Source organism: Flavobacterium geliluteum (genome assembly GCF_017948595.1).
GTDB lineage: Bacteria > Bacteroidota > Bacteroidia > Flavobacteriales > Flavobacteriaceae > Flavobacterium > Flavobacterium flavipigmentatum.
Genome location: NZ_JAGFBV010000007.1, coordinates 40,614 through 54,181, shown reverse-complemented (window position 1 = coordinate 54,181; position 13,568 = coordinate 40,614). Strand labels below are relative to the sequence as shown.

The following is a 13,568-nucleotide window of genomic DNA, read 5'->3' as shown; positions in this document are numbered from 1 at the left end:
TTCCTTAACTTTGCAGTAATGAAAAAAGTATATCTCGATAACGCGTCTACTACAGCAATTCGTCCCGAAGTCATTCAGGAAATGGTTCAAATCATGACCAACGATTTTGGTAATCCTTCTTCAACACATAGTTTTGGAAGAAATACTAAAACCATTATTGAACTTTCAAGAAAAAATATTGCTAAACATTTAAACTGTTCTGCACAGGAAATAATTTTTACTTCTAGCGGTACAGAATCAAATAATTGGATTCTTCGTTCTGTTGTAAAAGATCTCAAAACACAGCGTATTATTACCTCAAAAATAGAACATCACGCTGTCCTGCATGCCGTTTTGGCGTTGCAACTGGAGTTTGGTATTCAGGTCGATTACGTAAAAGTTAATGTTGACGGAAGTATTGATTTGACACATTTATCAAGTTTATTATCCGATGAAAAGAAGACGATAGTGAGTTTAATGCACGTTAACAACGAAACAGGAAGTGTTCTGGATTTAGATAGAGTTGGCGTCATTTGCAAACAATACGGAGCCTTATTTCATTCAGATACCGTACAGTCTGTGGGTAAAACCGAAATCGATTTGCAAAAAATCCCCGTAGATTTTATTTTGGCAAGCGCACATAAATTTCATGGACCAAAAGGTGTTGGTTTTGCTTTTATTCGAAAAAATTCAGGTTTACAACCTTTAATTTTTGGAGGTGAGCAGGAAAAAGGACTGCGTGCCGGAACCGAAGCTGTACATCAAATTGCCGGCATGGCAATGGCTTTATCGCTTTCTTACGAAAATTTAGAAGCCGAAAGAAAATATATTTATGATTTGAAAATGTACTTAATCGAGCAACTCGAAATTCATTTTCCAGGTTTTAAAATCAACGGTAAAAAAGAAGATTTCTACAATATTATCAATATTATTTTGCCTTTTTCGGCAGATAAAACAGCTATGTTGCTTTTTACTCTGGATATGAAAGGCATTGCAGTTTCCCGCGGAAGCGCTTGTCAATCCGGAAGCGTAAAACCGTCTCATGTGCTTAAAGAAATGCTTTCGGAGACAGATTTGAAGCTACCCAATCTCCGAATTTCATTTAGCCATTACAACACAAAAGAAGATATCGATTGGTTGCTAGAGAGCTTGAAAACGATATAAGAGGTTCAAAGGTACAGAGAGACAAAGGCACATTTTTTTTAAAGTTGCTCAGATGTTAAATTACTAATTTTATAAGGTTTTAAATTTCAATTGTTTAACACGAAATTTAAAACCTGAAACTTAAAACCTGAAACCTGAAACAAATATTCTAAAATCTAAAATTATTTCCGTATCACTTTTACCTGCGAATCTTTTGTTAGTTTGATAATTGTTGATGGTTTTCCGGCAATTTTGTCCTGATTTAGTTTTACCACATAATCCACACCATTGATAATAGCGGGATTAATATCTTTGAAAGCAATAGGAGTAGGCTGTCCCGAAATATTAGCAGAAGTCGAAACTAATGGTTTTTTCATTCTTTCTAATAATTTAAAACAAAAAGGCTCTTTTACCAAGCGTACTCCTAACGAATTATCTGCGGCAATAATATTTTGCGCTACATTTCGAGGTTCATCAAGAATGAGTGTAGTAGGTCTTTCCGATACATCCATAATTTGCCACGCTACTTCCGGAATGTCTTTAAAAACGTTGTACATCATTTTTTCGCCATTCATCAGTACAATCATGCTCTGTGTTTCAGCGCGTTGTTTGAGTTTGTAAATTTTGGCGACAGCTTCTGGATTTGTGGCGTCACAGCCAATTCCCCAAACGGTATCGGTAGGATAAAGTATGATTCCGCCTTCTTTGATTACTTCGTAAGCGTTATGTATTTCTTCGTTCATTATCTGATTTTAAATTCTAAATTTCTTTGCAAATATAGTAATAATGCTAGAATTTGAATTATTGGATTTTCTTGTACAAGTTATAGAGGTACATTACTTTTTTTTTTTGAAAAATTATAAAATATTAAGTAGTAAAATTGTTCTTAAAATAGTTACTTTACACCTTTAATTCTATTTCTTCACTCTAAATTATTTATAATGTATAAATCGCTTAAATTATATTTTAGATTAATTCTTCTGACCCGAAGGCTTAAAAAAGAAAAAAAATACAGCAGTTTTACCAGTAATTTAAAGTTTGACTCTTATGTTTTGATAGTAGATACAAAAGTGCCTGAATATAACAAAGATTCGGGTTCAAGACGATTAACAGAAATTATAAAACTACTGATTACTAACAAAGTAGGTGTTTTTTTATTGGCTGATTTTAAAGAACTTAAATTTAGAACAGAATATGTTCAGTATTTTAAAGATTTAGGAGTTGTGGTTTACGAGCCAAGTCTAGATGCTTCAGGAAAACTAATTACTAAAAATAAGTTTATCGAATTAATTCTTCCTAACGTGAATTTTGCCTGGTTGCACAGACCTGAAATTTTCGAAAAATATTATCCGATTGTAAATAAAAATAAACCTTTGATAAAAATATTTTTTGACATGGTTGATTTTCATTATCTCAGATTTAAGAGAGAAGCCGAGTTAACTGGCGATACAGAAATAATGAAAATAGCCAATAAATATCTAAATCTTGAGCTTGATAATTGCCAAAAAGCAGATAAAATCATTGTAATTTCTGATTTTGAAAAGCAAAATTTAAAAGGCTATTATAGTGATGAAGATAAAATGATTGCAATAGGAAATATTCATCAATTTATAAAAAACGATGCTTCAAAATGCTTTCAGGATCGCAAAGATTTATTGTTTATAGGTGGTTTTGAGCACAAACCAAATGTTGATGCTGTGCATTATCTGCATAACGAAATCATGCCTTTATTATGGAATACTGATCCCGAAATTGCTATTAATATTATTGGAAGCAATGTTTCTAAAGAAATTCTGGCTTTGCATTCAGAAAAGTTTAAAATTTTGGGGTATGTAGAAGATGTCTCTGCTTATTTTTTAGAGTCAAGAGTTTTTGTAGCTCCATTGCGCTATGGTGCAGGAATAAAAGGCAAAATCGGTCAGAGCTTAGAATTTGGTTTGCCTTTGGTAACCACAAAAATAGGTGCAGAAGGCTTTGATTTTAAAGAAAATACCAACTGGATTGTTGCTGACAAAAAAGAAGAAATAGTTAAGAATATACTCGAAATTTATAAAGACGAAACGCTCTGGAACAAAATAAGTTCAGACTCGGAGATGGTTATCGAGCCGTTTTCTAATAACACTATCGAAAAGAAAATAATTAGTTTGGTTCGATAATGCTATAACTTAAATACTGTTTTTACCCAATTTTCAATGGTATACTTATTATAAATTTCCTCGTCCAATGGTTCGTAAGGAGTCGTTAAAAAGTCAGGATTTATGACAATTGTCGCATTTTCATCAAGTATCAAAATGTTATTTGGGTTGTAAAAGTCGTACTCAGAAATTGATTTATTTGTGGTGATTATTTTTTTCTGCATGGCTAAAGCTTCAAAAATTCTAAAACTCAGTCCGTTGTGGTCTTTTCGAATTAAATCCAGAAATATTTTTGAATTTTCAAAATCAGTTTGTAATGCTTCAGGAAAAACGAGATTTTGTGAATAAATAATGTTTTGATTACTATTTTGAGGTGCTTTCTTACCAACTGCTATAAATTTAAATGGAATAGCATGATCAGAAAGATAATTGGCCAGTTTATTCAAAAAAGCAAATCGTTCATCTATAGAAATGACAATAAAAATATTTTCGTTTGTAGGTTTAGAAAATAATTCTCGCTTTGGAAGATAAATATAATTGGAAATGAATGTAAAATCATATTTTTTAGCGTCGATCAAATCAAACGAGAATATTTCGTCAAAGACTCCATCTAGCAAATGATCAATAGGGAATCTCGTGCAGCTATCATAAATATATGCAAGGTATTTGTTGGTTGATTTTTTTAGTTCTAAATGCGTTTTTCGACTTATTTTATCTGGTCGTATAAACAAAATTGCATCCTGATGTCCCCATTCTTTTACTTGATTAACAATATAATCTTCTAAGGCAATAACCTTCTTGTTTTTATTAAAAAATGTTTTATTTACAGCATTACTAATTTTGTCAAAAATTGAGGTGTATTTGTATTTAAATTTTGAAATATCGAGATGATTTGCCTCGATGTTTCTTTTTTTTAATTCAGCAATAATGTTGTGATCGTAATAAGTAGAATCAAAACTGATTAAGCAAATTTTCATAATGGCATCCTTTATTATTTTATAAAAAGTTTTTTTACGCTATCAATCATATTTTGCTTTTCATTCATTACAAAAGATCTGAAATCTAAAAACTCTTCAAAAACTTCATCATAATTATTCATGAGATGGTTAATTAATGTAACGACTTTTTCGGGTTGCATTTCATGATTATGTAGTTTGTACCTTTCCGGTATTCCTAAGTCTTCTTTAAATTCAGATGTTCCATCTCTGCCTGTTAACAAACACACACCCGAAATAAGTGCTTCTCTGGGGATTTTATCGCGTCCCGGAAAATAGCCAAAGTCGAGATGTAATTTTGTTTTTCGCAAGGTATCTCGCATTTCTTCGCGCGACATTCCTGTTAGAGGAATCCAGCGGTATTCGGGCAGAAGACTCATGTACTTCTCTATTTTATCTAATCCTTTTTTTGGATTATAAGTAATGATGTTTTCTTTTTGAAAATGCCCCAATTCCGGTAAATTTTCAAAGAAAAGTTCCGTAACATAATCGCATAAGTAAGCGATTTCATTATCAAGAGTTTTGTTCAAAAGAAATTCTTTTGTTCTTTGAGATTGATACCAATGCGTGACCGTTTTGTTGGGCTCAAAGCGATATTCAGTATGTTTAAAAGGAACAATTAGTTTCCTGATCCAGTTTTTTTTCTTTTCCCGGCTGTTCATCAAAACTTCATAAAAATCAAGACTCAGCCACCAGACTTTTTTCTCAGCCAAAGGATATTTGGCAATAAGATTGGTCATCGATTCTGGTATTATCATGACATTATCAGGACTGTCTTTTACCTTTCTTACATAAGGAACATTATAGTTTTTGTAAAAAGGATGAACAGGATTTTTTTTATTCTTTGTGTATAACATTTTGGCATTATATCCAAGTGAATTAAGGATATAGCCCAGTTGATGCAACGCTTCTGGTCCGCCTGTTGCTTTTTTAGGAGGACAGATAATGTATATATTTTGTGCCATTTTTGTTAATTATCTTAGAGTATTGTACACCACGATGTCTATCCAGCCTTCTAATGTGTATTTATTAAAAATGGCATCGGGTAGTTTTTCATATTCTTTTTCAAAAAACGAAACCGGAATAATCGGGTTTTTTTCGCTGATTACCAGTATGTTATTTGGGTTGTAAAAATCATAATTTACAATATCTGCATTAGTGGTAATCAGCTTCTTTTGCAATCCCATACTTTCAAAGACTCTAAATGTTAGTCCGCTTTGGCTTTTTCTGTTAATATCCAATAAAACCTGAGATCTGTTGATGTATTCTTTTATTTCTGCCAAAGGAATGTGGTTGGTAATAAATTCAATCGTTGATGTTTTCTTTCTGTATTTTTTATCATAAACAAATATTTTATGGCTGATATTATTTGATTTTAAGTTATCAGCAATTTTAGAAAGAATAGACAATCTTTTGTCTTTCGAAATAATATTAAAAACCTGATATTCAAAAGGCTTTGGAGCCACTACAGAGACAGAATTATAGATCCAGTTGGTTGCAAATTTTAAATTGTATTTTTTACAATCTTCCTTTTCAAACGAAAAGACTTCATCAAAATTAGGAATAACCCGAATGATTTTTGGACAACGATGTGTATTATCATTAAAATAAGCGACTGTTTTTTTTCCAAATTTCTTTAATTCCAACACACTTTTAGGATCAATAAAATCTCCTTTGATGACCAATATTAAATCTTGAATTTGATTAATTTCGGTAAGGTCTTCGATGATTTTTTTTCCAAAGTAAATTGTTTTAAGGTTCTTCTTAAAAAAAGTTTTTAAACCAAAATTGTAAATTCGATAGAGAAAATAAGGATATTTATATTCATATTTATTAAAATTAATATGATGCACAATGTGCCCCTTTTGTTTCAAAGTGATTGCAATGTGGTTATTAAATCCCCAATTATCAAGGCTTATTAAAGTAATACGCATATTTTTTTGGTTATGATCAGATACAATTGGTTTTAGCCTTAATTTTATTTTCTTTAATAATTAATAACTTTAATATTTCTATTATAGTATCAAATTGTCTTTATTTTTCTTAAAATTTGAATAATTCGCATTTATTTTAAAGTAAAATCTCCTTATATACCTTTAGATAGTCTTGGGCCGCTACTTTCCAATCAAAAAATGCAGCTCTTTCTTTCAAAAGTTTTTCACATGTAGCTTTATTGTTTTCGTGGTTATTTAGTCCTTCAAAAAGTACTGTTTTCATGTACTCAGGATCAAAATTTGTCCAGTAATTTGCGGCATTTCCACCAATTTCCGGCAAAGAAGTTTGATCAGATAAAAAGACAGGTTTACCAAAACTCATCGCTTCTATTGGTGGTAAACCAAATCCTTCTCTGATAGACGGAAAAAGAAACGCTGTACAGTTTTTCATGTAAAATTGCTTTCCTTCATTGCTCACTTTTCCGGTCAAAAAAACCTGATTTTCGAGATTATGTTCAGCAATAAGATCTTTTATTTCTTCACCATATTTTTTTAAGTGATTGCCCGAAATAATTAAATTATAACCTGTAATTAATTTCATCATTTTTACGATAGTACCATAATTTTTTCTTTCGATAAAATCTCCAATACTGTAAAAAAAAGGCTTATCTACAGGTACTTGAGAAACAAAAGAGGATGTGTTTAATAATGTTGAAATTGGATTTCCGTTATAAATGATATATTCTGGAACATTAGGAACATTAAAATATTTGTGGGTCTGGTTTTTTGAGAATTCCGAAATATAAGTAATTGCAGTTGCTTTGTTCAGTTTTTTTAAGAAAAGTTTATTTCGTTTATGATTAATATCAGAAGAAACTTCTTCGGTAAAATTTACATCATGAATGGTTAGCAAGTAATTTTTACAAGCAAAAGGTTCAACCTTTGTATTCTGGTTTACAGAATGCCATAAATCGTAATTTTTTCTAATTCTAAAAAGATTTAATCTGGATAAACTCGAATATTTATTATAATCGAATTTTTTCCCAAATTCGTCTTTAAGAAGTCTAGTGTCGCTCGCATTTAATGTTAGCCTCATCTCGTCAAAATTCAATTCAGAGAAACCTTTGATTAGTTCATAATTAAAAGTTCCCAAACCTCCGGCTCTGTTGTTGATATTATGTGTTTCCAAAAAAACACTTTTTTGATTTGACATTATTTTTAAATTTTTCACGAAAATACGATATTAATTTGAAGTCTTAAATTCTATGCGTATTTTTGTCTTTCATAAAAATATTCTAAATGAATTTTAAAGTAAATCTAATTTTTACAGCCCATACAGAGTCTTTATTAAATACTATTGAAGAATTTAACGACTCAGGAACTATTTTTGGTAATGGACAGCGAAACGTTATAAAACTGTTTGATTTGGATGGTAAAACGATTAATATAAAATCGTTTAAAATTCCACATTTTATTAATAAAATTGCTTATAAATACTTTAGAAAATCAAAAGCAAGACGCTCATTTGAGTACGCAAATCGTTTGCTGAATTTAGGAGTTGGAACACCACAGCCCATCGCATATTTTGAAAATTACAATGTAATTGGTTTAGATAAAAGTTTTTACATTAGTGAACATTTAGACTGTGATCTAACGTATCGCGAGCTTGTCGAAATTCCGGATTATCCTGATCGCGATACTATATTGAGACAATTTACCAGATTTAGTTTTGGCTTGCATGAAAAAGGAATTGAGTTTTTGGATCATTCGCCGGGTAATACGCTCATAAAGAAAAATGCTGTTGGTGACTACGATTTTTTCTTAGTCGATTTGAATCGAATGGAATTTCATAACGAAATGTCTTTCGAAAAAAGAATGAAAAATCTTTGCAGATTAACACCTCTAAAAGAAATGGTAGCGATAATGAGTAACGAATATGCTAAATTGTATAAAGAAGCATCAGAAGAAAAAATAATGGAGACTTTGTGGCAATTTACAGCCGATTTTCAAGAGCAATTTTATAGAAAAAAACGCTTGAAGAAAAAACTTAAATTCTGGAAGAAGTAATTTTTTTTAATTCTTTATAACGAATAAATACGCTATACGCATTAAGATAGCATATAATTATTCCGTTTCTGCGGTCTAAAAAACCTAATCGAATTATAAATTGATACAAAAAAGTATAAATGGGGTGCAATAGCATCATTATAAAAGAAGGTTGATGACCTTTTTTAAATTTTTCGCGGGCTTTTAGCATTCCATAACGCTTCATTTTTGCTTTATAATCATCAAAATTAGTATAAGAATAATGAATGAGTTTGTTTTTTAAAACGGCAATTTCACCTTTGATTTCTAATTTTTCATGAACTAGTTTTTCGGTGGTATATTTGCATTTTAATTTGTCAAAAAGCCTGAAAATCTTGTCTGTTTGCCAACCGCTAAATCGTAATTTGGTGTTTTTAAACATAAAAGTCCTGTACACCAGATAAGCACTCGCAGGATTGGGATTGTTTATTGTATTGATAATTTCTGATTTTAATTCAGGCGAAAGTTTTTCATCGGCATCGATAAATAAAATCCAGTTATTTGAAGCTTTTTCTAGAGCAAAATTGCGTTGTGTAGTAAAATCTTCAAATGTATTCTGAATGAGTTTTACGTTTTTAAAACTTTCTACAATTGCAGTTGTTTTATCATTGCTATACGAGTCGATAACAATGATTTCGTCAGCAAAAACAAGGTCTTCAAGCAAAGATTTTATATAAAGTTCTTCGTTTAAAGTAATAATTAAAACGGATAGCTTCTGCTTTTCGATAGTATTCATCCGAAATTATTTTGTTCTGCAATCAGTTTTTGTATTCTTGAAAATACGTTTCAAGTTTTTCAAGCATCAATGGCAAAGGATATTCATCATAATACTGAAAAGTATTTTCTTTAATATATTGTTCGGTATGTTGCTCGTATATTTCTGGTTTTAAATCTTTTAAGTGAATAGAAGTGTGTTTTGCTTCGTTTTCAAAGAGCTGCCAGGTTTCTTTTCGAACAGATGGAGTAAAGATCGAAAAAGTCGGTATATCCAGTGCTTTAGCCATATTGACAGCTCCGCCTTCATTACCAATAAGCATATCGCATTGCGAAAGCAAGGCCAAAAAAGCACGCAAATCAGTGCAATACAAATCAAAAACAATATTTTTCTTTGTCTCTTCAGAGCAATTATTGTAGACTTCTAGAGCCAATTCTTTTTGATCCGGGATATAATTAAAAATTATGGTGGCGTTTGTTTTTTCAACAGTAAAATCTATGATTTTGGCCATTTTATCAAGAGGATACGTTTTGTAAACTTCACTGCCCAAAATCCCAAACATGATTAAAGGTTTTTGTCCTATCGTAATATTATGATCTTTAAGAAGTTGTACTGCGGTAGTAATTTCTTCTTCTTTAAGGAAAATTTTTGGCTTTACATCTGTTATTTTTTCAGAAATAAAAGGTTTTAATAACAGTAATCTGTTTTCAATAGCCAGTCCGTGCTCAGATTTTACAGCGTCAAAACGTTCGTAAGTATGATTGTAGAAAATAGGTGAATACCATTTATGATAAGATACTTTGTATTTTGCTCCGGAAAATAATGTAATTAAATTGGTTTCTAGTTTGCAATACACATCAATTACAGCGTTGTATTTTTTCTTCCTGATTTGAAAAATAAATTGAAACAAAGAAGGAATTGATTTTCTGACTTTATTAGTCAAAATAATGATATTGTCAATGTTAGGATTTTCTTTTAGTACATCAACAGAGTTGGGATAACACATGTAATCAATTACAGCATCGGGGTATTTTGTTCTAAGATTGTTACAAATTATGGTGCTGGTTAACACGTCTCCAATTCTTTTTTGTTGTATGACTAGTATTTTCATTTTTGATTCTAAATTCTTTTTCAAGTGCTAAATTACAAACTATTTTACGAAGTCAGCAAGTAGAGAGAAAGATTAAGAAGAAACTAATTAAAAAGTTTTATTTTTGCTTCACCTAAATTAAAATTTACAATGAAAATTAGCGGATTGGTTATCACTTTCAACGAAGAAAAAAATATCGGAAAATGTATAGACGCTTTGTTTAAAGTCTGTGATGAAGTAATAATTGTGGATTCTTTGAGTAAAGATAAAACGGTCGAAATCGCTAAACAAAAAGGAGCGATAGTTGTAGAGCAAGCTTTTTTGGGTGATGGTCCTCAGCGTTCACATGGTTTGCCTTTTTGTAAAAATGATTGGATTTTGAATCTGGATGCAGATGAATTTTTAGATTTGGATGCCACAGATTTTATTGTAAAGCAAAAATATTTAGAGGGAGGATATGATGCTTTTAGTTTTAGAGTAAAGAATTTTTTAGGCGATAAACTCATTGATTTTTCGGGTTGGTATCCGGATCATAAAGTGCGCTTTTTTAATAAAACAACCGCTCATCCATCAGAGGCAAAGGTGCATCAAAAAATAATCACGCAAAATGAGAAAAAAGTGGCCGTACATATATTGCATTATGGCTGGGATTCTTTAGATCAGATTATTGCAAAAAAGAATCAATATTCGGGTTGGCATGCGCAACAATTGTTTGATCAGGGGAAAAGAGTAAATGCTTTTAAACCGGTTTTAAACGGAGTTGTGGCTTTTGTACGTTGTTATTTCTTCAAAAAAGGTTTTCTAAATGGGATCGATGGATTGTCGATTGCGATGATTCAAAGCTTTTTTTCGTACATGAAATATGCCAAGCTTTTAAAACTTCAGAAGAAAAATTCCAAATAAAAAAAAACCAAATTCCAATCGTAATCAATTGGAATTTGGTTTTTAAAATATAAAATTTATTTAGGTTTTAAACCGCAACATCGTATTCGCGAAGCGCATTGTTTAATGATGTTTTTAAATCTGTAGAAGGTTTACGAGTACCAATAATTAATGCACATGGTACTTGAAATTCTCCAGCAGCAAATTTTTTGGTATAACTTCCAGGAATCACAACAGAACGAGCTGGAACAAATCCTTTCATTTCAACTGGTTCGTCGCCAGTAACATCAATAATTTTTGTAGAAGCTGTAAGGCAAACATTGGCCCCCAAAACAGCTTCTTTACCTACATGAACACCTTCTACCACAATACAACGAGAACCGATAAAAGCGCCATCTTCAATGATTACAGGAGCAGCTTGCAAAGGCTCTAAAACGCCACCAATACCAACGCCACCAGAAAGGTGAACATTTTTACCAATTTGAGCACAACTACCTACAGTTGCCCAAGTATCTACCATGGTTCCTTCGTCTACATACGCACCAATATTTACATAACTTGGCATCAAAATGACACCGCTAGAGATATAAGCTCCGTAACGTGCAACAGCATTTGGTACTACACGAATTCCTTTTTCTGCATAACCTCTTTTTAGCAACATTTTATCATGATATTCAAAAATACCAGATTCCCATGTTTCCATTTTCTGAATCGGGAAATACATTACAACCGCTTTCTTAACCCATTCGTTTACCTGCCACTTGTCGCCAACTGGTTCAGCACAACGTAATTTTCCTGCATCTACTAGTTCGATAACTTCTCTAATAGCATCTGTTGTTGTAGTTTCTTGTAATAAAGCTCTGTTTTCCCAAGCTTGTTCTATAATAGTTTGTAAAGAATTCATAGGTTTTAATTTTTGGCAAAGATAAGTTTTTTGAATAAAATCAAAAAGACAAAAACCTCCTAAAATGTTACATATTTAACTTTTTGTTTTTAATTTATTGAATTGAAACTACTTCATTTTTATTCGAATTTTAAAGAATTGAACGAAACTCTAAAAAAATACTATTTTTTATTTTGTGACATGATAAATGTCAGATTTTGAATTTTAATATCTCGTTATTTTTGTATTAAAATTCTTGAATATCAAACAAGAATAAAAATTTTAAACCAACATTAACGATTTTATAGAAATAATATGAATCAGGAAAATCAACTTCAAAACAAAGTTACAATTATTGACAAAGAAGTCTCGTGGGACAAAACGCAGGTGATCATGAGTAAAACCAACGCATTTGGTATCATAGAATATGCAAATGAGGTTTTTATAGACGTTTGCGGATATGAAGATTATGAACTTATGGGGCAACCTCATAATATTATCAGACATCCGGATATGCCCAAAGTAATTTTTAAAGTGCTATGGGAGAATCTTAAAAACGGGAAAAATTTTCATGCCATTGTAAAAAATCTTGCAAAGTCCGGAAGGTATTACTGGGTAATTACCGATTTTGAAATTTCAAGAGACGAGAATGATGTTATTGTAAATTATTTTGGAAGAAGACAGGCTGTACCTCAAGAAGTAATTGCTTTGCATATCGAACCTTTGTATAAAAAATTATTGCAAATCGAGGCAGCGAGTGGTGTAGAATTTAGCGAGAAATATTTGATTGGGTTTTTAGAAGAGAAAAAACGTTCTTATGTCGAGTACATTAAAGAACTGATTTATGAACACGAAAAATCACAGTCAAAATTTCCTCAACAGCAAGAAATTGTGGAAGAGGAAGAAGATGAAAGAGGTTTTTTTAGTCGTTTATTTAATAGATAAATAATTAGATTTTTTTTTTAGGTTTTTTACATGTTGAAGAAATCCGTTTTGAATTTTTGAAACGGATTTTTTCGTTTTTGAAAAATACACGATAATCTTCAAAAATAGTAGGTTACAAGCTGCTTACCTTTATAAAATTAAAAGAAAATTTGTAGAAAATACATTATATTTGTATTGTAAATGAAAGTATTATGGAAGCGATTAGCTTAGAATTTAAATCATAGATTAAAGAAACGGTTTTTGCTTAATGTATTTTAAAATTTAAAAAAATATTTTAGGCTATATTTGATAAAAATTACAAAATGCCAAGAATTCTCTCCATAGATTACGGACAAAAACGTACCGGAATTGCTGTTACCGATGAAATGCAAATTATCGCATCAGGTCTGACAACCATTCCTACCAATACTTTAATTGATTTTTTGAAAGATTACTTTACCAAAGAAAAAGTCGAAGCTGTTTTAGTGGGCGAACCCAAACAAATGAACGGTCAGCCTTCAGAAAGTGCGTCTATCATAAAAGGATTTGTAACTCATTTTTCGAATATTTTTCCAGAAATGAAGGTTATTCGGGTTGATGAGCGTTTTACCTCAAAAATAGCTTTTCAGACGATGATTGATAGTGGATTAAGTAAAAAACAACGTCAAAACAAAGGTTTGATAGACGAAATTTCTGCTACTATTATGCTGCAAGATTACCTTTCTTCCAACCGATTTTAAGCAAATCACAATTTACTGAAGTTTATATTTTTCTAACTTTTATCATGTAAAAATTAGTTTTTT

The 13,568-nt window shown here is 31.1% G+C and carries 14 protein-coding genes; 6 read left to right on the top strand and 8 right to left on the bottom strand.

Annotation, left to right across the window (positions count from 1 at the left end):
- Nucleotides 1-18 precede the first annotated feature (18 nt).
- The gene (locus J3495_RS05990) at nucleotides 19-1,143 is read left to right on the top strand and encodes a cysteine desulfurase family protein (protein ID WP_210665665.1); all 1,125 of its coding nucleotides are present in this window, start codon (nucleotides 19-21) and stop codon (nucleotides 1,141-1,143) included.
- A 161-nt stretch (nucleotides 1,144-1,304) separates the two neighbouring features.
- On the opposite strand, the gene J3495_RS05985 is transcribed toward J3495_RS05990, so the two are convergent.
- A complete protein-coding gene (locus J3495_RS05985) occupies nucleotides 1,305-1,865 on the bottom strand; it encodes an L-threonylcarbamoyladenylate synthase (protein ID WP_210665664.1) in 561 nt (186 codons plus the stop codon).
- Between the two features lie 198 nt (nucleotides 1,866-2,063).
- On the opposite strand from J3495_RS05985, the gene J3495_RS05980 reads away from it, so the two are divergent.
- Entirely contained in the window at nucleotides 2,064-3,278 is a 1,215-nt protein-coding gene (locus J3495_RS05980) for a glycosyltransferase (RefSeq protein ID WP_210665663.1), read from the top strand.
- 2 nt (nucleotides 3,279-3,280) lie between these two features.
- Here J3495_RS05980 and J3495_RS05975 read toward each other — a convergent pair whose 3' ends face one another.
- The 4 genes from J3495_RS05975 to J3495_RS05960 form a co-directional block, all read right to left on the bottom strand.
- Nucleotides 3,281-4,234: a hypothetical protein gene (locus J3495_RS05975; protein WP_210665662.1), complete on the bottom strand. Its 954-nt coding sequence runs from the start codon at nucleotides 4,232-4,234 to the stop codon at nucleotides 3,281-3,283.
- A 14-nt stretch (nucleotides 4,235-4,248) separates the two neighbouring features.
- Nucleotides 4,249-5,217: a hypothetical protein gene (locus J3495_RS05970; RefSeq protein ID WP_210665661.1), complete on the bottom strand. Its 969-nt coding sequence runs from the start codon at nucleotides 5,215-5,217 to the stop codon at nucleotides 4,249-4,251.
- A gap of 9 nt (nucleotides 5,218-5,226) precedes the next feature.
- Nucleotides 5,227-6,186 carry a hypothetical protein gene (locus tag J3495_RS05965; RefSeq protein ID WP_210665660.1) on the bottom strand — a complete coding sequence of 320 codons (960 nt, stop codon included), beginning with the start codon at nucleotides 6,184-6,186 and terminating at the stop codon, nucleotides 5,227-5,229.
- Between the two features lie 136 nt (nucleotides 6,187-6,322).
- Entirely contained in the window at nucleotides 6,323-7,375 is a 1,053-nt protein-coding gene (locus J3495_RS05960; protein WP_236025405.1) for a glycosyltransferase family 4 protein, read from the bottom strand.
- 110 nt (nucleotides 7,376-7,485) lie between these two features.
- On the opposite strand from J3495_RS05960, the gene J3495_RS05955 reads away from it, so the two are divergent.
- The gene (locus J3495_RS05955; RefSeq protein ID WP_210665658.1) at nucleotides 7,486-8,253 is read left to right on the top strand and encodes a lipopolysaccharide kinase InaA family protein; all 768 of its coding nucleotides are present in this window, start codon (nucleotides 7,486-7,488) and stop codon (nucleotides 8,251-8,253) included.
- On the opposite strand, the gene J3495_RS05950 is transcribed toward J3495_RS05955, so the two are convergent.
- Together J3495_RS05950 and J3495_RS05945 are read right to left on the bottom strand one after the other, a co-directional pair.
- Complete coding sequence (locus J3495_RS05950) at nucleotides 8,234-9,007, bottom strand: glycosyltransferase family 2 protein (protein ID WP_210665657.1); 774 nt, start codon at nucleotides 9,005-9,007, stop codon at nucleotides 8,234-8,236. The two genes, J3495_RS05955 and J3495_RS05950, sit on opposite strands and share 20 nt — an antisense overlap.
- Nucleotides 9,008-9,029: 22 nt before the next feature.
- Entirely contained in the window at nucleotides 9,030-10,097 is a 1,068-nt protein-coding gene (locus tag J3495_RS05945; RefSeq protein WP_210665656.1) for a glycosyltransferase family 9 protein, read from the bottom strand.
- Nucleotides 10,098-10,226: 129 nt separating this feature from the next.
- Between J3495_RS05945 and J3495_RS05940 the strand changes: the two genes are divergently transcribed.
- Complete coding sequence (locus J3495_RS05940; protein ID WP_210665655.1) at nucleotides 10,227-10,979, top strand: glycosyltransferase family 2 protein; 753 nt, start codon at nucleotides 10,227-10,229, stop codon at nucleotides 10,977-10,979.
- 67 nt (nucleotides 10,980-11,046) lie between these two features.
- On the opposite strand, the gene J3495_RS05935 is transcribed toward J3495_RS05940, so the two are convergent.
- Complete coding sequence (locus J3495_RS05935; RefSeq protein WP_026982140.1) at nucleotides 11,047-11,862, bottom strand: 2,3,4,5-tetrahydropyridine-2,6-dicarboxylate N-succinyltransferase; 816 nt, start codon at nucleotides 11,860-11,862, stop codon at nucleotides 11,047-11,049.
- A 294-nt stretch (nucleotides 11,863-12,156) separates the two neighbouring features.
- Here J3495_RS05935 and J3495_RS05930 point away from each other — a divergent pair, with 294 nt between their 5' ends.
- Nucleotides 12,157-12,786 (top strand): PAS domain-containing protein, encoded by a 630-nt coding sequence (locus tag J3495_RS05930; protein ID WP_210665654.1) that lies wholly within the window; start codon nucleotides 12,157-12,159, stop codon nucleotides 12,784-12,786.
- A gap of 302 nt (nucleotides 12,787-13,088) precedes the next feature.
- Nucleotides 13,089-13,505, top strand: a complete 417-nt coding sequence (gene ruvX, locus J3495_RS05925) for a Holliday junction resolvase RuvX (protein ID WP_210665653.1) — start codon at nucleotides 13,089-13,091, stop codon at nucleotides 13,503-13,505.
- Nucleotides 13,506-13,568: the final 63 nt, after the last annotated feature.

What these genes read in the sequence shown, in the direction of transcription:
- J3495_RS05990 (WP_210665665.1), top strand. Translation starts at nt 19, where the DNA reads ATGAAAAAAGTATATCTCGATAACGCGTCTACTACAGCAATTCGTCCC.
- J3495_RS05985 (WP_210665664.1), bottom strand. Translation starts at nt 1,865, where the DNA reads ATGAACGAAGAAATACATAACGCTTACGAAGTAATCAAAGAAGGCGGA.
- J3495_RS05980 (WP_210665663.1), top strand. Translation starts at nt 2,064, where the DNA reads ATGTATAAATCGCTTAAATTATATTTTAGATTAATTCTTCTGACCCGA.
- J3495_RS05975 (WP_210665662.1), bottom strand. Translation starts at nt 4,234, where the DNA reads ATGAAAATTTGCTTAATCAGTTTTGATTCTACTTATTACGATCACAAC.
- J3495_RS05970 (WP_210665661.1), bottom strand. Translation starts at nt 5,217, where the DNA reads ATGGCACAAAATATATACATTATCTGTCCTCCTAAAAAAGCAACAGGC.
- J3495_RS05965 (WP_210665660.1), bottom strand. Translation starts at nt 6,186, where the DNA reads ATGCGTATTACTTTAATAAGCCTTGATAATTGGGGATTTAATAACCAC.
- J3495_RS05955 (WP_210665658.1), top strand. Translation starts at nt 7,486, where the DNA reads ATGAATTTTAAAGTAAATCTAATTTTTACAGCCCATACAGAGTCTTTA.
- J3495_RS05950 (WP_210665657.1), bottom strand. Translation starts at nt 9,007, where the DNA reads ATGAATACTATCGAAAAGCAGAAGCTATCCGTTTTAATTATTACTTTA.
- J3495_RS05945 (WP_210665656.1), bottom strand. Translation starts at nt 10,097, where the DNA reads ATGAAAATACTAGTCATACAACAAAAAAGAATTGGAGACGTGTTAACC.
- J3495_RS05940 (WP_210665655.1), top strand. Translation starts at nt 10,227, where the DNA reads ATGAAAATTAGCGGATTGGTTATCACTTTCAACGAAGAAAAAAATATC.
- J3495_RS05935 (WP_026982140.1), bottom strand. Translation starts at nt 11,862, where the DNA reads ATGAATTCTTTACAAACTATTATAGAACAAGCTTGGGAAAACAGAGCT.
- J3495_RS05930 (WP_210665654.1), top strand. Translation starts at nt 12,157, where the DNA reads ATGAATCAGGAAAATCAACTTCAAAACAAAGTTACAATTATTGACAAA.
- ruvX (WP_210665653.1), top strand. Translation starts at nt 13,089, where the DNA reads ATGCCAAGAATTCTCTCCATAGATTACGGACAAAAACGTACCGGAATT.